This is a genomic window from Pseudomonas sp. 21LCFQ02 (genome assembly GCF_024129895.2).
Lineage (GTDB): Bacteria > Pseudomonadota > Gammaproteobacteria > Pseudomonadales > Pseudomonadaceae > Aquipseudomonas.
Genome location: NZ_CM178749.1, coordinates 2,383,654 through 2,403,765, shown reverse-complemented (window position 1 = coordinate 2,403,765; position 20,112 = coordinate 2,383,654). Strand labels below are relative to the sequence as shown.

2 protein-coding genes are annotated in these 20,112 nt (G+C 61.1%); both read right to left on the bottom strand.

Annotated elements, in window-relative coordinates:
- Window positions 1-33 precede the first annotated feature (33 nt).
- Complete coding sequence (locus tag NJC40_RS10680) at window positions 34-9,123, bottom strand: amino acid adenylation domain-containing protein (RefSeq protein ID WP_492180525.1); 9,090 nt, start codon at window positions 9,121-9,123, stop codon at window positions 34-36.
- Window positions 9,123-20,102 carry a non-ribosomal peptide synthase/polyketide synthase gene (locus tag NJC40_RS10675; RefSeq protein WP_492180524.1) on the bottom strand — a complete coding sequence of 3,660 codons (10,980 nt, stop codon included), beginning with the start codon at window positions 20,100-20,102 and terminating at the stop codon, window positions 9,123-9,125. Before NJC40_RS10675 ends, NJC40_RS10680 begins: the two co-directional genes overlap by 1 nt.
- Between the last annotated feature and the right edge of the window lie 10 nt (window positions 20,103-20,112).

The following is a 20,112-nucleotide window of genomic DNA, read 5'->3' as shown; positions in this document are numbered from 1 at the left end:
TTGGCCGACCGGCCGAAAACATGAATGAAAGGATCAGTCGGCTTGCACTTGAAGGCAGTGCTCGATCAACAGTTGCAACTGGCTCTGGAACTGACTCATCAGCTCGACCACCGTCTGCTCGCGAAACCGGCGGTTGCTGTACAGGCATCGCAGCGACAGCCTGCCATCAAAGACTTGGCCAACCACCTCCAGCCCGTTACCCAGCCTGGCCTGTGAGGAGTAAGTTTCACCGACACTTTCCGGCGCAGGCATGAACAGCCCCTGATGCTTGTCGAAACTTTGATCGAATTGCCCCAGATAGTTGAACGTCACCTGAGCCTGCGCCAACGCAGCCAGGCGTGCTTGTACTGCCGGTTCGTCCATGTAGCGCAGCACCCCGTAGCCAATGCCTTTGTTCGGCACCTGCGCCAGTTGTTCACGAATCGCCACAATCGACTCACCAAGACCTGCTGCCGGGGTCAAACACACCGGAAACATACTGGTGAACCAGCCCAGAGTACGACTCAGGTCCAGCGTTTCGAACAGGTCTTCGCGACCGTGCCCTTCAAGTAGCACCAACGCCGAAGACATCGATCCCCACTGGCACAAAGCCCGGCCCAATGCGGTCAGAAGCAGGTCATTGATCTGCGTCTGGTAGGCGGCGGGGGCCTCTTTGAGCAGTTGCGCCGTCAATGTCTGATCGAGGCTGATCTTGACCTCTGCGGCATGGCACATCAGGTTGCCACCACGAGGGTTGTCACAGCGCAGCGCCTTGTCCTGACCTTGGAGTTGGCCTACCCAGTAGTCAAGTTCACGTGCCCGGATGGCAGGGGCAATTCCTGCAAGGCTCGCGGCCCACTCGCCGAAGCTGCTGGTACGCTGTGGCAAATCCGGTTCGCGCTGTCCGGCAAAAGCTTCATAGGCCTGCTGCAAATCCTGCAGCAAGACCCGCCAAGACACCCCATCGACCACCAAGTGGTGAATCACCAGCAGCAGGCGGACCTCACCATTGCCCAATGTCGCCAGCAGGCCCCGCATCAAGGGTCCGTGTTGCAGATCAAGACTGCGCTGCAATTGATTGGCTAACGCCTCCAGCGCGTCTTCATCGACCACCTCTCGCACCCACAGATGTGGATCTGCCTCAAGCTGCTGCTGGCATTCTTCCAGTGGCTGATAACGCTGAATCCAGCGCCCGTTTTCCTGGGAAAAGCGCAGACGCAGGGCATCATGTCGTGCCAGGATGCAGTCAAGCGTTCGCCGCAAAGCGTCTGCATCCAGCGCTTGACTGGCACGCAACAACAAAGCCTGATTGAAATGCGTCCGCGATTCGGTTTGCCAGTCGAAGAACCATTCCTGAATCGGAATCAGCGCGAAGGCGCCTTCGGCCAGCTTCACCGCCTCAATCACAGTGCTGACCGGCGACACACCCTGGTGGTCAAACAGATTACCGATGGTCTGCCAACGCATCAGATCGCGCAGCTTGAGTTCCAGCGCCAACTGCGCATGGTTGCGCACCCGCGAAATCACTTGCAGGCTGAGGATCGAATCACCACCGAGTTCGAAGAAATTGTCGGTGATTCCCACCTGTTCGACCTGCAGCACCTCGGCCCAGATCTGCGCCATCCATTGCTCGTCCTGATTGCGTGGTGCTATGTAAGCCGCCGTATCGAAGCTCGGCTCCGGCAAGGCATTGCGATCAATCTTGCCATTGGGCGTGACCGGCAGACGCGTCAGACAAATGACCTGTACCGGCACCATATAGGCCGGCAGGCTCTCGGCGAGTGCCGACTTGAGCGACTCGCCGCGCACACCCTCGCCGGCGGCCACATAACCCACCAACTGTTTGCCAGACACCCCATCGCGGGCGATGACCACGGCATCGAACACCTGCGCTTGCTGGCGCAGGCATGCTTCAATCTCTCCCAGTTCGATACGGAAGCCCCGGACCTTGATCTGATGGTCCTCGCGCCCCACATAATCGAGTACACCGCTGTCTCGCAGACGCACCAAGTCACCAGAGCGATAGCAGCGCGCCCCGGGCTCGCCAAATGAATCAGGTACGAAGCGCTCTGCGGTGATCGACGGCCGCTGGTGGTAGCCACGCGCGACGCCCTGCCCACCAATGAACAACTGTCCGGCGAAACCGGCAGGCAACGCATTGAGATCATCATCGAGCACCCGCAGCGAACGCTGCCCTACGACTCGTCCAATAGGCGCATAGGGAGCACCACAGAGCTCTTGGGCCGACGCTTTCCACAGCATCGGTGTGACCACAGTTTCGGTAGGCCCATATCCATTGGTGATGTACTGCGGGCGTAACACCTGACGCACATCGGCCAAGGTCTGCTCCGGGACCGCATCGCCGCCCAGACAATAGATGCGTACCGCTGGAGCCTGAACCCCACTGCTGCGCACATACTCGGCCACCTGTTTGAGATAGGCCGGAGGAAAACAGGCAATATCGATGCGACTACGGCTCAACGCGTCGCAGGTCTGCTGCGCAGTCCACAACTCGTTATCGCGCAAGATCAACGTTCCCCCTACCGACAGGGTCGTCAGCCAGCGTTCATGGGCACCGTCGAACGCGAACGACATGAAGTGCAGTTCCCGAGTACCGACGTCCATCTCGTACAGCCTGGCGATGGCCTGGCAGTGCATGCTCAATGGCCCGTGGCTGACCGCCACGCCCTTGGGGACACCGGTCGAACCGGAGGTATAGATCAGGTAGGCCAGGCTGTGTTCGCCGATTTCAGGCATTGGAACCTGAACCTGCACCGTTGATTCCCCCGCCGCCGGATCGAGTAGTTCAAGACCGGTGGGCAAGTCCAGATACCGGCCAAGATCAGCACGGCCTATCAATTGACGCATGCCGGAGTCTTGAATCATGAAGGCCAGGCGCTCAGCCGGATAGTCCAGGTCCAGGGGTACATAGGCCGCGCCGCTTTTCAACACCGCCAGTAACGCCACCAGGATATCCACCGAGCGCTCCAACGCAACGCCCACGACCACTTCCGGGCCAACCCCGCGGGCAACAAGTTGCTGCGCCAGTTGGTTGGCGCGAGTTTGCAGCACACCATAAGAGAGGGTCTGCCCGGCACACTCTGCGGCGATGGCGTCAGGCCGCTCAGCGGCCTGGTGGGCGATCAACTCGGGCAGCATCACCGGCTGATACGCCTCTTGCGGCGCTGCGCTCCAAAGATTCAGTGCCTGGTGTTGCGCGGTGCTGAGCCGCTGCAAATTACCGATGTACTCGGCACTGCTGTCGATCATCGATTGCAGGAGGTTCTCCATCAGCATGCGAATGCCTTCCACGGCCTCACAGGAGAAGTGGCTGCGCAAAAACATGTACTCGATCGATAGCGTTTCGCTCAGGTTGACCGCCAGGTCCATTGGGAAGTTGGTAACACCATGGCTGTCCGAGGCACCGAAACGTAACCCCCCTTGGGCCTGTTCCAGGCGCTGGTCGATCGGGTAGTTCTCAAAGACGATGATGCTGTCGAACAGGCCTTGCCCCCCGTGCCCTGACCAGCGCTGGATATCGGCCAACGGTGCATGAGCGTACTCTCGCAGGTCGAGGTTATCCGCCTGCAGTTGCTGCAGCCACTGGTCCAGGCGTTGGCTCGGGTCCAGCACTTGGATAACAGGCAAGGTGTTGATGAACAGCCCAAGCATGTTCTGCGCATTGGGCAAGTTCTCGGGGCGCCCCGCCACGGTGGCGCCGAAAGCGACACTGTTCTGGCCGGTGTAACGTTGCAGCACCAGCAGCCAGGCGCCCTGTATAAGCGTGTTGGCAGTGATGCCTTGAGCCCGGCAATGCTGTTGCAAGGCACTAGTGCGCTCGGCATCCCAGCGGGTGTAAAGCGCCTGGTGACCATGCATGTCCGTACTGTGTCGTGGATGGACGGCCTGGTTCAAGTGCGTCGGCGCATCAAGCAGACGCAGCCGGCCCTGCCAGTAATCCTGCAAACGGTTCTGATCCTGAGCCTGCAACCAGGCAATAAAGTCTCTGTAGCGACCTGCCTGGCCTGTTACTTCACCATTGGCATAGTGCTCAAGCACTTCACCGAACAGCTGTGAAGTGCTCCAGCCATCCATGAGAATATGGTGACTGGTCCAGATCATCTGATGCGCATCATCGCCGGTACGCACCAGCAACAGGCGCTGCAACGGCATCTGCTGCAGATCAAAACCAAGATCAAGGCTCTGGCGGGCGATGGCCTCAAGATCATCGGCCGTAAAAGCACGTGCGCGCCAGTCGAGCACGTTGATATCGACCTCGACATCACGGTGTACTACTTGAAACGGAGCACTTTGCCCTCCGTCAAAATGAAACGAGGTGCGCAGGATCTGGTGACGAGCGACCGCGTGCTGCCAAGCCGCACGGAATCGTGCTTCGTCGAGCCCCTCGACCGACAAGTTGAGCTGGTTGACATAAAGATCGTCACCGTCGTCGGACAGGGTATGGAACAGCATGCCCTGCTGCATGGGCGACAACGGGTAAATGTCTTGCACCTGCTCCACCGGCACGGGCAAGGCGTCCAGCTGCGCCTGGCTCAGGCCCGCCAGCGCAAAGTCCGACGGGGTGAAACCTTGCGGCGCCTGGCAATGCTCGATCAGCGCCGTCAGTTGCGCGGCATAATCGCAGGCCAGATCCTCCATGACCGAGCGCGCAAACATCTGCCCGCTGTAGCTGATGTCCATGCTCAGCTCACCGCCGTACACCTGGCCGTTGAACACCAGCCAGTTACCCAGTGGCGCCAGGCGGCTCTGCTCCTCACCTGCACTTTCCTGCGCAGGCTCGAACAACGCCCCTTGCTCGAACTCTGCGTCCAATTGACCCAGATAGTTGAAGGTGATGCGCGGTACCGGCAACTGCGCCAACGCCTGGCCGCTGGCTTCGCTTGCCAGATAACGCAGCACACCAAACCCAAGCCCTTTGTGCGGCACGCTGCGCAGTTGTTCCTTGACCTGTTTGATCGAGGCGCCCAGTTCAGCAGCCGGGGTCAGGCGTAACGGATAACGAAGGGAAAACTGGCCAACAGTCCGGCTCAGATCAATGTCGTCGAACATGTGTTCACGGCCATCTCCTTGCAGCTCGACCAGTGCCGAGTCGGCACCACTCCAGCGGCACACCACACCGGCCAGGGCCGTCAGCAGCAAGTCGTTGACCTGGGTGCGGTAAGCCGCCGGCGCCTGTTGCAACAAGCGCTGAGTCAGATCGGCATTGAGCCGCACCTGAACGCTTTCACGGTGACGGTTCTGCAAGCTGGCGCCCACCTGAGCATCCGGCAGGCCCACCGGGGCACCCTCAAGCTGACACTGCCAGTAGGGCAGCTCGCCATCAAGGCCCACAGCGTATTGCTGCAGGCGTTCGCCCCAGGCCTTGAAGGCGCTGGTTTTGACAGGCAACTGCGGTGTCTTTCCGGCCAATGCCTGGCGATAAGCGTCTTGCAAATCTTGCAGCAGCACCCGCCAGGACACGCCATCGACTACCAGGTGATGGATCACCAGCAACAGGCGCTGCGAAGCGTCGGCCAGGTCAATCAGCACCGCGCGCAGCAGCGGGCCGTGTGCCAGGTCCAGACTGCGCTGGGCCTCTTCGCAGGTCGCCTCGATCTCTTCGCTGCCCTGCACCTCCGTGCGCCACAGCAATGGCTGGGACGGTTGCAGCGGACCGTGTTCGGCACGGCCCTCGGTAAAACGCAGGCGCAACGCGTCATGGTGAACGAACAGCGCCAACAGCGCCTGCTCCAGTGCACTGGCATCCACCGCTTCATTGCTGCGCAGCAACCGTGAATGGCTCCAGTGCTGGGCATCGTGCGTCACTTCGCTGAAGAACCACTGCTGAACCGGCAGCAACGGCAGAAGACCCTGCACCGGCCCCTGGTCGATACGCACCACCTGCTCGTCGCCGACCTGAGCCACGGCTGCCAGACGCTGAACCGTCTGATGCTGGAACAAGGCTTTCGGGGTAATGTGAATACCCGCCTGCCGCGCCCGGCTGACCACCTGGATCGACATGATCGAGTCGCCGCCCAAGGCAAAGAAGTTGTCGGTGACACCCACCGGGCCGCTGCCCAAGACCGCCTGCCAGATCTCGGCCAGGGCAACTTCCGTGGCGCTCGCGGGCGCCTGATACTCACGCACCTGACTGTCCAGATCAGGGCGCGGTAATGCCTTGCGGGCCAGCTTGCCATTGGGTGACAACGGCAACTGCTCCAGCGCCAGCCACTGGCTCGGCACCATGTACTCCGGCAGGCCACGGCCCAGGTGTTGCGCCAGCGCTGCCTGCCACTGTTCAACATCCCGGGCCAGCACCACATAGCCCACCAGTTGCTTGCCATCGAGCACACTCACCACCGCCTCGCGCACCCACTCAAGCTCCAGCAACCGCGCCTCGATCTCGCCCAGCTCGATACGCAGCCCGCGCAGCTTGACCTGATGGTCGATGCGACCGGCGTATTCAATTACACCGTCCGCCCGGTAACGCGCCAGGTCGCCGGTGCGGTACAGGCGCTCGCCGTCACCGTACGGACTTACCGCAAAGCGCTCGGCCGTCAGCCCCGGACGGCGGTGGTAGCCGCGCGCAAGGCCGGCTCCACCCAGGTACAGCTCGCCCAGCACACCCACCGGCACCGCCTGCAACTCGGCGTCCAGGATGTAGCAGCTCAGGTTGCCGATCGGCTCACCAATCGGCACGCTGTCGCGGCCTTCCTCACGGCAGGTCCAGTGCGTCACGTCGATGGCCGCCTCGGTCGGGCCATACAGGTTGTACAGCGCAGCACCTGGCAGCTTGGCGAACACCTGCTGCTGGGCATCGGCCGGCAGCGCCTCGCCACTGCACACGATGCGCTTGAGGCTGCGACATTGCGCAACACCGGCGTCCTGCAAGAAGGCTTGCAGCATCGACGGCACAAAATGCAACGTGGTGATCTGCTCGCCGGTGATCAGCTCGACCAGCCGCGCAGGGTCTCGGTGATCGCCCGGCGCCGCCATGACCAGGCGTGCCCCGGTCAGCAACGGCCAGAAAAACTCCCACACCGACACGTCGAAGCTGAACGGGGTCTTTTGCAGCACGCTGTCGGTCGCCTCCAGACCATAGGCCTGCTGCATCCAGCACAGCCGGTTGACCAGCGCCGAGTGGCGGTTGCCCGCCCCCTTCGGGCGCCCGGTGGAACCTGAGGTATAAATCACATAGGCCAGGTTTTCCGGGGCCACGGCCACCTGCGGGTTGTGCTCGGCCTCCGTGCCCGGTTCCAGATCCAGATCCAGAGTCTGCACGCCGGCAGCCACCGGCAAGCGCAGATGCCCCTGGGTCAGCAGCAACTGCACGCCGCTGTCTTCGATCATGTAGGTCAGGCGCTCCTGCGGGTATTCAGGGTCCAGCGGCACGTAGGCACCCCCGGCCTTGAGGATCGCAAGCAGCCCCACCACCATCTCGATCGAGCGCTCCACCGCGATGCCCACCAGCACGTCCGGGCCTACACCCAACCCGCGCAACCGGTGCGCCAAACGGTTGGCACGACGGTTGAGTTCGGCATAGCTCAAATGCGTGTCACCGAACGTCAGGGCAGGCGCCTCTGGAGTACGCGCCACCTGGGCTTCGATCAGTTGCTGCACACTGGCGTGCAACGGGTAGTGCTCGGCGGTGTCGTTCCACTGGACCAACATGCGCTGCTGCTCGGTGGTGTCCAGCAAGGGCAGCTCGGCAATACTCTGCTGCGGCCGACTAACAATACCCTGCAACAAATTGACGAAGTGTGCGGCCATTCGCTCGATGCTCGAAGCATCGAACAGGTCAGTCGCATAAATAAAAGATGCTTCAAGCCCCTGAGGCAACTCGCGAGTTTCCAGAGTCAGGTCAAGTTGCGCCACATCAGTGACACCCTCTACCCCGGTGATCAGCAACTCACCCTGAGTAGCGTCACGGGTTGTTGTTGGACCGCCAGCGTGATGATTGAACATTACCTGGAACAACGGGTTCAGCCCCAAGGTACGCTCCGGCGCCAGCGATTCAACCAATTGTTCGAAGGGCAGCTCCTGATAGTCCTGGGCGTCGAGCGCATGCTGACGAACCTGACGCAGCAGGTCGATGAACATCTGCTCACCACTCACGTGGGCGCGAATCACTTGAGTGTTGACGAAGTAGCCGATCAACCCTTCGGTTTCGACCCGGTTACGGTTGGCACTGGGTACGCCGATACGGACATCGCCTTGCCCGCTATAGCGGTACAACAATGCATGAAGTGCAGCCAGCAGGACCATGAACAGGGTTGCCCCCTCAGCCCGCGCCAGGCTGACCAACGCCTGGCCAAGCGAGGCAGGCAAATCCACGACATGGCGTGCACCACGATAACTTGGCTCGGCAGGACGCGAACGGTCCTGAGGCAGCTCAAGCACCGGCTGCTGTGTTCCGAGGCGCTGCGTCCAGTAAGCGAGTTGGCGGTCGCGCTCCCCGGCTTCCATCCAGTGACGCTGCCACAAGGCATAGTCGGCATACTGGATCGGCAGGTCTTGCAGCACGGGGATCTCGCCACCACTGAAGCCTGCGTAGAAAGTCATCAGTTCGCCGACCATCACCTGCATCGACACGCCATCGGAAACGATATGGTGCATCGTCAGCACCAGCACATGATCATCGGCCGCCAGTTCCAGCAGATGCACACGCAGTAAAGGGCCGCTGGCCAGATCGAAGGTCTTGCGGGTCTGCTCCCGGACTCGCTCCTGCAATTGCGCAGGTTCCAGTGCCCCGACCCACTGCTGAGTAACCTTCAGGGACATGGCCGGCTCGATAACTTGCAGCGGCCGGTCTTGCTCGAAGACAAAGCGCGTACGCAAGGTCTGGTGCCTTTGGATCAGTGCATCGAAGGTTTTTTGCAACGCCTCATGATCCAGACGACCGCGCAGGTGCAAAGCCATGGGGATGTGGTAGGCGCTGCTATGCGGTTCCAGTTGCCAGAGAAACCACTGGCGCTCCTGAGCAAACGACAGCGGTAGTTGCTCGAACTCCGATTGCACTTGCGGAATCGGCAGGTTGGCCGGTGACACGCCTTCGGCAAGCATCTTTTCCAGGTACAAGGCACGCTTGTCCAGCGGCAGGGTAATGAAGCGACGGGCAATTCTTGCGGCAACAGTGCTGTCCATCACAGCGCCTCCATGTCATCAAGCAGGCTTTCAAGGCGGCTCAAGGTAGAATCCTTGATCTGTTCGCCTGCACTTTGCTGCAGTTGTGCTACCAGAGTTCCGAGTTCCGGATACTGGAACAGCAGTTGCGGAACCAGTTGAAGTCCCAGCTCAAGTTGAATGCGTGACACGATATTGATCACCAGCAGCGAATGCCCGCCCAGTTCGAAAAAGTTGTCATTCAGGCCCACCCGCTCCAGCCCCAGAACCTGTGCCCAGATCGCGGCCACCTGCTGTTCGAGTTCACTGCGCGGCGCTAGATATTCACGTTGCAACAGACTTGCATCCACGCAAGGCAGGGCCTTGCGGTCGAGCTTGCCATTGGGGGTCAATGGCATACGCTCAAGCAATAACACATGGGCTGGAATCATGTAGTCAGGCAGTACCTGGCGCAGCCCAGCTTTGAGCGAATCGCGCCAGGTGTCATCGGCCAGCGCAGGTTGCATGGCCACCACGTAGCCAACCAATTGCTGGCCGCTCGGCCCCGGTCGAGCGACCACAGCAGCATCACGAACACTGTCCAGCGCCAGCAGCCGAGCCTCGATTTCACCCAACTCGACACGAAAGCCGCGGATCTTGACCTGGTTGTCTACCCGGCCCTGATAATCGAACACGCCATCGCTGCGCTCGCGCACAAGGTCGCCACTGCGGTAAAGGCGCGCGCCCGGTTCGCCATGCGGATCAGGTACAAAACGCTCGGCTGTCATGCCGGGGCGGTCAAGATATCCACGCCCCAAGCCATAGCCCCCCAAGTACAACTCGCCCGTCAAGTCTGGCGGCAACAAGCTAAGGTCTGCCGCCAGAACGCAGGTACGTCGATCACCAATACGCGTACCAATTGGAGCGTAGGCAGCGCCACAGCCGGTATTACGATCGGCCTTCCAGATCAATGGCGTGACCACTGTCTCGGTCGGCCCATAGCCATTGATGATGTACTCAGGCGACAGCGCGCGGCGGACCCGCTCATAACTGTCGTTGGGCACCGCATCGCCACCAAAGCAATAGATCCTCACCTGTGGCGCCTGACCATGACGCTCCACATGCTCGGCCATCTGCAGCAGGTAAGCAGGCGGGAAAGCCGCCACCGTCACGCCGTGCTGGCGCATGCGCAGGCAGGTCTGGGCCGGGTCCCACAGGCTATCGTCACGTAACAGCAAGCGGCTGCCATGGGTCAGCGCGGTGAGCCAGCGCTCATGGGCGCCGTCGAAGGCAAAGGACATGAAATGCAGCTCGCAATCGTCCACACTCATCGCGTAGCGCTGACCAATGGCTTCGCAGTGCATGGCAAGTGGGCCATGTTCGACGCAAACCCCCTTAGGTTTGCCAGTAGAGCCTGAGGTATAGATCACGTAAGCCAGGCTCTGTGGATCGACATTCACCGACGGCGCCTGTTGCGGCTGCGCGCTCAGATCGAGCCGGTCAAGATCAAGGGCACTCAACGTCGCCGGTAACGGCAACTGCCCACGCAGTGTCGAGTCGGTGAGCAGCAGAGCAATACCTGAGTCCTCCATCAGATAAGCCAGGCGTTCGGCCGGGTAACTCGCATCCAACGGCACATAGGCGCCGCCAGCCTTGAGTACAGCAAGCAGAGCAACGATTACCTGCGGCCCACGTGGCAAAGCAACACCGACACGGATCTCGGCACCGACCCCTTGGTCAATCAGGTAATGGGCCAGGCGGTTGGCCTGGCACTCCAGACTGGCAAAATCCACCACCTTGTCAGCAAACAGTAACGCCGACGCCTGTGGACGACTGGCAGCCTGGTGGGTGATGCGCTGATGCACCAGCAGGCCGTCCTGCCATGGCAAGGGTGTGTTGGCGGCTGCCAAGGCGGCCCGCTCTGCCGTATCGAGCAGGTCGAGATTACCCAAGGCCACGGCCGAGTCCTGACTGAACTGCTCCATCAGACCAATGAGTTGGCGATCCAGACGAGCGATGGCTGCCGCAGAGAAATGCGCGCACATGAAGCTGTAGTGCACTTGCAAAGTACCACCCAAATTAACGCCCAGCGTCAGCGGGTAGTTGGTCTGCTCCTGGCTATCGACCGGGCCGAAACGCAGCGACTGCGGCGCACCACGCTCCAAAGCCTCTGCGACGGGGTAGTTCTCGAACACCAGCAAGCTGTCGAACAGGGCTTCACCGCCCTGCCCCGCCCAGCGCTGGATCTCGAACAGCGGCGTGTGCTCATGCTCACGCAGGCTGACGTTCAGGGCCTGGACCTCCTGCAACCAGTCGGCCACCGATTGTGCCGGTTGGGGCGCGGCAATCACCGGCAGGGTATTGATGAACAGCCCGACCTGATGCTCGATACCGACCAACTCAGTCGGTCGCCCCGACACAGTGGCACCAAACGCAACTGCCGCCTGCCCGGTGTGACGCTGTAAAACCAGCAGCCAGGCCGCTTGCAGCAGCGTATTGACGGTAACCTTCTGCTGACGGGCAAAGACCTCCAGGCGCTGGCTACGCTCGGCGTCGAGTCGGCTAACATGGCTGGCGTAGCCGCTGCCAGGTGTGCTTTGCACTCCTTGAGCCAGACGTGTCGGCTCCTCCAATATGGCCAGACGCTCGCGCCAGAAGGTTTCACGCACAACAGAATCCTGGCGTTGCAACCAGTCAATATAGTCACGATACAGGCTCGTCTGAGCCGGAACCTGCCCGGCGTAACGCTGCAGCACCTCGCCCAGCAATTGCGAGTTGCTCCAGCCATCCATGAGGATATGGTGATGGCTGTAGATCAGTTCAACGCGCTGCTCGCCAGTGCGCACCACAAGCAAGCGCAGCAACGGTGCCTTGCGCAGATCAAAAACACGATCACGCTCGCTTTTGGCCAGAGCGTCCAGGCGCGCAGGAATATCGCTCTGGGCGCCCCAATCGAGGTACTCAAAGGGTATTTCGACCTGACGTTGCACAATCTGCAAAGGTTGTTCGAGATCCCCACCCCAGGCGAAACGGCTGCGCAAGATCGGCTGAGCATCGGCTGCGCTCTGCCATGCCAGACGGAAACGCTCGACCTGCAAGCCTTCGACGCTCACGCGCATCTGGTTTATGTAGTCACTGCTGTTCTGCTCGTACACGCTATGAAACAGCATGCCTTGCTGCATGGGTGACAACGGGTAAAGGTCTTCGACCGTTTGAGGGTCATCCAGCAACCGGTCCAGTGCAGCCTGGTCCAGTTTTGCCAGAGGGAAGTCCGAAGGCGTGACACCGGCATGTTGCTGGTCGCAACAGTGGCCGATCAGCGTCTTGAGTTCGGCGGTGTAGTCGTCGACCAAGGCCTGGACAATTGCCTCGTCGAACATTTCATGGCTATAGGTCCAGCTAATGGTCAACTCACCGCCATAAACCTGACCGTTGAGCGTCAGCCAGTTGCCCAGCGGTGCCGCTGGGCTCTGCTCTTGACCACGCGGCTCAACGGCAGGCACGAACAATGCTCCCTGCCCGGCATCGAAACTGCTATCGAGCTGGCCCAGGTAGTTAAACGTGATCCGTGGTGTCGGCAACGCGGCCAGCTCGGCCTGTACACCCGCATCGCCCAAGTGACGAATAATGCCGTAGCCGATGCCTTTGTCAGGAATGGAGCGCAATCGCTCCTTGACCGCCTTGATCGAGCCTGCCAGATCGACAGTGGGTGTCAGCGCCAGGGGGAACAATGTGGTAAACCATCCGACAGTACGGGTCAGATCAATGTCGTCGAACAGTTCCTCACGGCCATGACCTTCAAGCTGGATCAACGTGGTGGCCTGGTTACTCCAGCGACATACCACGCGAGCCAGGGCCGTCAACAGCAAGTCATTGACCTGAGTGCGGTAGGCCGCTGGTGCCTGTTGCAGCAACTGTCGGGTCAGCTCACTGTCCAGACGTGTGTGCAAGCTACGAGCATGGCGATTCTGCTGACCTGCACCCGGGTTGGCATGCGGCAAGTCCTGCGGCGCATCGGCCAGTTGCATCCGCCACCAGGCCAGTTCATCGCGCATGGACTGACTGTCAGCGTACTCGCTCAAGCGCTGGGCCCAGGTAAGGTAGGCACTGGTCTTGGCCGGCAAACGCAGTGGCTGCTGCGCACTCAATTGCTCGCAAGCCCGCTGCAGGTCCTCAAACAACACACGCCACGACACACCGTCGATCACCAAGTGATGCACGACCAACAGCAGCCGCTGGCTACCATCAGCCATGTTGACCAGCATGGCGCGCAACAACGGGCCTTGCAGGCTCAGACTGCGTTGCGCCACTTCACACAGCGCAAGCAAGACAGTCTCATCGGCGGCCTCGCGCTGCCACAGCACATCATGCACCTCACCTGGCTCACCATGCTCGGCCTGCCATTGTCCGTGCTCGTGCGTGAAGCGCAGACGCAAGGCGTCATGCTGAACCACCAAAGCCTGCAGGGCCGCATCAAGTGTCGCAAAATCCAGTGCCTTGGCTGGACGCAGCAGCACCGACTGATTCCAGTGCTGGGCATCGTGCGTCACTTCACTGAAGAACCACTGCTGAACCGGCAGCAACGGCAGAAGTCCCTGCACCGGCCCTTGGTCGATACGCACCACCTGCTCGTCACTGACCTGAGCCACGGCTGCCAGACGCTGAACCGTCTGATGCTGGAACAAGGCTTTCGGGGTAATGTGAATACCCGCCTGCCGCGCCCGGCTGACCACCTGGATCGACATGATCGAGTCGCCGCCCAAGGCAAAGAAGTTGTCGGTGACACCCACCGGGCCGCTGCCCAAGACCGCCTGCCAGATCTCGGCCAGGGCAACTTCCGTGGCGCTCGCGGGCGCCTGATACTCACGCACCTGACTGTCCAGGTCAGGACGCGGCAATGCCTTGCGGTCCAGCTTGCCATTGGGTGACAACGGCAACTGCTCCAGCGCCAGCCACTGGCTCGGCACCATGTACTCCGGCAGGCCACGGCCCAGGTGTTGCGCCAGCGCTGCCTGCCACTGTTCAACATCCCGGGCCAGCACCACATAGCCCACCAGTTGCTTGCCATCGAGCACACTCACCACCGCCTCGCGCACCCACTCAAGCTCCAGCAACCGCGCCTCGATCTCGCCCAGCTCGATACGCAGCCCGCGCAGCTTGACCTGATGGTCGATGCGACCGGCGTATTCAATTACACCGTCCGCCCGGTAACGCGCCAGGTCGCCGGTGCGGTACAGGCGCTCGCCGTCACCGTACGGACTTACCGCAAAGCGCTCGGCCGTCAGCCCCGGACGGCGGTGGTAGCCGCGCGCAAGGCCGGCTCCACCCAGGTACAGCTCGCCCAGCACACCCACCGGCACCGCCTGCAACTCGGCGTCCAGGATGTAGCAGCTCAGGTTGCCGATCGGCTCACCAATCGGCACGCTGTCGCGGCCTTCCTCACGGCAGGTCCAGTGCGTCACGTCGATGGCCGCCTCGGTCGGGCCATACAGGTTGTACAGCGCAGCACCTGGCAGCTTGGCGAACACCTGCTGCTGGGCATCGGCCGGCAGCGCCTCGCCACTGCACACGATGCGCTTGAGGCTGCGACATTGCGCAACACCGGCGTCCTGCAAGAAGGCTTGCAGCATCGACGGCACAAAATGCAACGTGGTGATCTGCTCGCCGGTGATCAGCTCGACCAGCCGCGCAGGGTCTCGGTGATCGCCCGGCGCCGCCATGACCAGGCGTGCCCCGGTCAGCAACGGCCAGAAAAACTCCCACACCGACACGTCGAAGCTGAACGGGGTCTTTTGCAGCACGCTGTCGGTCGCCTCCAGACCATAGGCCTGCTGCATCCAGCACAGCCGGTTGACCAGCGCCGAGTGGCGGTTGCCCGCCCCCTTCGGGCGCCCGGTGGAACCTGAGGTATAAATCACATAGGCCAGGTTTTCCGGGGCCACGGCCACCTGCGGGTTGTGCTCGGCCTCCGTGCCCGGTTCCAGATCCAGATCCAGAGTCTGCACGCCGGCAGCCACCGGCAAGCGCAGATGCCCCTGGGTCAGCAGCAACTGCACGCCGCTGTCTTCGATCATGTAGGTCAGGCGCTCCTGCGGGTATTCAGGGTCCAGCGGCACGTAGGCACCCCCGGCCTTGAGGATCGCAAGCAGCCCCACCACCATCTCGATCGAGCGCTCCACCGCGATGCCCACCAGCACGTCCGGGCCTACACCCAACCCGCGCAACCGGTGCGCCAAACGGTTGGCACGACGGTTGAGTTCGGCATAGCTCAAATGCGTGTCACCGAACGTCAGGGCAGGCGCCTCTGGAGTACGCGCCACCTGGGCTTCGATCAGTTGCTGCACACTGGCGTGCAACGGGTAGTGCTCGGCGGTGTCGTTCCACTGGACCAACATGCGCTGCTGCTCGGCGGTGTCCAGCAAGGGCAGCTCGGCAATCGGCCGCTGCGGCTGGTGCACCATCTGCGCCAGCAATTGCTGCCAATGGCGACCCAGCCGCTCGATGGTCGCAACATCAAACAACGCCGTCGCATAGATCAACGAGGCGCTTACCTGATCCTGACCTTCAAACAGGTCCAGGGTCAGATCGAACTTGGCCGTGCGTTCTTGCCATTCCAGCCTTTGGACCTCCAGCCCTGGCAGGCTGCGAGCCGTCCCTTGAGTTTCGCTCTGATAATTGAGCATCACCTGAAACAACGGGCTGTGGCTCAGGCTGCGTTCGACCTGCAAGGCTTCCACCAATTGCTCGAACGGCAGGTCCTGATGCGCCTGGGCGCCCAGTGCCGCACCCTTGACCTGTTGCAGCAATGCGTTGAACGTGGTGTGCGGTGCAAAATCGGCCTTCAGCACCTGGGTGTTGACGAAAAAGCCGATCAAACGCTCCGTTTCCATCCGGTTACGGTTAGCGTTGGCCACCCCGACACGGATGTCTGCCTGCCCCGAGTAGCGATGCAGCAGCGCCTGGAACGAAGCCAGCATCACCATGAACAGCGTCACACCCTGTTGCTGGGCCACCTGTTTGAGCGCCGTGAGCAGCCCGGTGTCCAGCGCAAGCTCAAGGCTGGCACCCGCATGGCTTTGCATCGAAGGGCGCGGTCGGTCCAGCGGCAACGCCAGTACCGGCTGTTCGCCACCCAGCTGTTCTTGCCAGTACGCCAGTTGACGCTGCTGCTCCCCGGCTTCCATCCACTGACGCTGCCAAACCGCGTAGTCGGCGTATTGCACAGGCAGTTCTGGCAAGCTGATTGTCTGGCCGTCACGGTAGCCTTCATACAGGCTGACCAGTTCCTCCACCATCACCGGCATCGACCAACCATCGGAAACGATGTGGTGCATCGTCAACACCAGCACGTGATCGTCTTCGGTCACGCGCAGCAACCTGACCCGTAGCAGCGGTCCATTGACCAGGTCGAAGGGCTGGTGAATCTCAGCCTCCACGTGAGCGCGAATATCCGCTTGGGGCTCCAGCACTTCAACGGCAATCGGTACCGTCTGTATCGAGTGAATGATTTGCACCGCCTGCTCGCCGTCCTGGCGCAAGGTGGTGCGCAGGGTCTCGTGACGTGCAACCAGTGCATCGAAGCTGCGGCGCAGCGCTTCACGGTCCAGCACGCCACTCAAACGCAGTGCCACCGGGATGTTGTAGGCCGCGCTGTCCGGCTCCAGTTGCCACAAAAACCATAGCCGCTGCTGGGCAAACGACAGCGGCAACGGTTGATCTCGCGCCACCCGCTCGATGACCGACGCCTGGCCGGCGCTTGCAGCAACCACACGAGCAACGAACTCCGACAGCACCGGGGCCTCGAACAGCACCCGTAGCCCCAGCTCGACATTGAGCGTCTGGCGCACCCGCGACATCACCTGGGTCGCCAGCAATGAGTGCCCGCCCGACTCGAAGAAGTTGTCGGTCAACCCGACCCGATCAACCTTCAGCACTTCGGCCCAGATCACCGCCACTTGCTGCTCCGGCGCCGTTTGCGGCGCCACGTACTGCTGCTGGTGCTGGCGAGCATCTGGCAGAGGCAGCGCTTTACGGTCCAGTTTGCCGTTGGGGCTCAGCGGCAACGCGTCCAGGAACAACAGGTGCGACGGCACCATGTAGTCCGGCAGGGTCGACTTCAGGTGCTCCCGCAAACTGGCACGCAGCAGGCTTTGCTGCTCGACCTCCGTGAGCGTTCCAACAGTCACCAGATAGCCCGCCAGTTGCTTGCCACCCGGCCCATCGACATCAATCACAACGGCTTCGCGAATAGCCTCATGTTCCTTGAGCCTGGCTTCGATCTCACCCAGCTCAATGCGCAAGCCGCGAATTTTGACCTGATGATCACTACGCCCCAAGTAATGAATGACACCTTCGTTGTGATAACACGCCAAATCGCCGGTGCGATACAACCGGCCACCGCCCGCTCCCCCCTGGTCGAACGGATCGGGCACGAAGCGCTCGGCGGTCAAAGACGGACGCTGATGGTAACCTCGCGCCAACCCTATGCCCCCCAGATACAGCTCGCCCATGCAGCCCGAAGGCGTCGGCAGCAGGCTGGGCGCCAGGATATGGGTCTTGAGATTGTCGATAGGATGGCCAATCGGTACGCCTGCAGACTCATGCGTACTACAGGTCCAATGGGTAACGTCAATTGCCGCTTCCGTAGGTCCATACAAATTGAACACCCCGGCCTGCGGCAGGCGCCGTAACGACTTGCGGGCCAATTCTCCCGGCAGCGCCTCACCACTGCAGACGATGCGGCGCAGGGTGTGGCAACCTTCCACATGTTCGCTGGCCATGAATGCCTGCAGCATCGAGGGCACGAAGTGCAACGTGCTGACCGCGTAGCGCTTGATGGTTTCGATCAGACGCTCAGGATCACGGTGTTCGCCCGGTTGAGCCAAGACCAGCCGGGCCCCGGTTTGCAGCGGCCAAAAGAATTCCCACACCGACACGTCGAAGCTCATTGGCGTCTTCTGCAACACGGTGTCGTGTCCCTGCAACCCATAGGCTTTCTGCATCCAGGTCAGACGATTGAACAGTGCAGCGTGCGAGTTACCTGCGCCCTTGGGCTTGCCGGTCGAGCCGGACGTGTAAATAACGTAAGCCAGGTTCGACACCCGGGTTTGGTTGGTCGGGTTGGCCTCACTGCGGGCGCTCAGCTCATCCTCGATCAGATCCAGGTTCAGGACTTCAACGCCCTCAGGCACAGGCAACTGCTGATGCAGGTGTACCTGCGTCAGCAGCAACTGCACGCCGCTGTCTTCGATCATGTAGGCCAAGCGCTCCTGCGGGTATTCAGGGTCCAGCGGCACGTAGGCGCCCCCGGCCTTGAGGATCGCCAGCAGCCCCACCACCATCTCGATCGAGCGCTCCACCGCAATGCCCACCAGCACGTCCGGGCCTACACCCAACCCGTGCAACCGGTGCGCCAAACGGTTGGCGCGACGGTTGAGTTCGGCATAGCTCAGCGACTGTTCACCAAACACCAACGCCGGGGCATCCGGGGTCTTGACCACTTGTTGCTCGATCAGCTCATGAATGCACGATTCGGTCGGGTAACTGACTTCAGTACGGTTCCAGTCATTAACGATCTGGTTATGTTCCTGGGCATTGAGCAAGGGCAGTTCGGCAATCGGCCGCTGCGGCTGGTGCACCATCTGCGCCAGCAACTGCTGCCAATGACGGCCCAAACGCTCAATGGTCGTGCCGTCGAACAGGCTCGTCGCATAAACCAGCGAAGCATCGAGCCTGCCTTCATATTCAAAGGTCTCCAACGTCAAGTCGAACTGTGCAGTGCGGGTATCGCCAGAAACACTTTCCACAGTCAGGCCTGGCAGGACATGCCGCTTGCCTTTCGCTTCAGCCTGGTGGTTGTACATCACCTGAAAAAGAGGGCTGTAGCTCAGGCTACGTTCGGGCTGCAGTACTTCGACCAGTTTTTCGTAAGGCAGGTCCTGGTGCGCCTGGGCACCCACTGCAGTACGCTTGACCTGCTGCAACAGCTCGCTGAATGTCGTATCCAGATCGAACCCGGCCTTGAGTACTTGGGTGTTGACGAAGAACCCGATCAACTGCTCCGTTTCCATCCGGTTACGGTTGGCATTCGGGACCCCTACACGAATATCGGCCTGCCCCGAGTAGCGATACAGCAGCGCCTGAAACGAAGCCAACAGCACCATGAACAGCGTCACACCCTGTTGCTGGGCCAATTGCCTGAGGGAAGCGACCAGTTCGGCGTTGAGCGCAAGTTCCACGCTGGCTCCAGCCTGGTCCTGCACCAAAGGTCGCGGCCGGTCGAGTGGTAGCGCCAACACCGGTTGCTCGCCGCCCAGTTGTTCGCTCCAGTAGCCCAGTTGACGCTCCAGTTCACCGGCCTCCATCCAGTTGCGCTGCCAGATCGCATAGTCGGCATACTGGATCGACAGTTGCGGCAGTTCCACTGTATGGCCCTGGCTATGGCCTTCGTATAGGCGCACCAGTTCCTGCACCATCACCGGCATCGACCAGCCATCGGAAACGATATGGTGCATAGTGAGCACCAAAACATGATCCTGTTCGTCCATTTGCAACAAGCAAGCGCGTAACAGAGGACCTTCGCCCAAATCAAAAACCCTGGCAATCTCGCTCTGAATCTCCGTCTGCAACTGCCCGGCATCAGAAAGTGGCTGTACCTTGATAGGCAAGGTGTATGGCGCCAGGATGCGTTGCAGCACCTGCCCTTGCGCCTCGACAAACACCGTGCGTAGTACTTCGTGACGCTCAATCAGTGTATCGAAACTGCGCTGCAGTGCGCCGATATCCAAGGTGCCGCGCAGACGCAATGCCGAGGTAATGTGATAGGCCGCGCTGTGCGGGTCTAGGTTCCAGAGAAACCACTGACGCTCCTGGGCATAGGACAGCCGAAGGGGCTCATCGGCATCGCGGCAAAAAATCGGCGCGATGCCATAGAGATTGACCCCCTTCTGACTCAGCAGAATCGCCAAGGCTTTGCGCTTCTCGGAAGAAAGCGCGCTTACCGATTCGATTAATTGCTGCATGCCGTGTCCT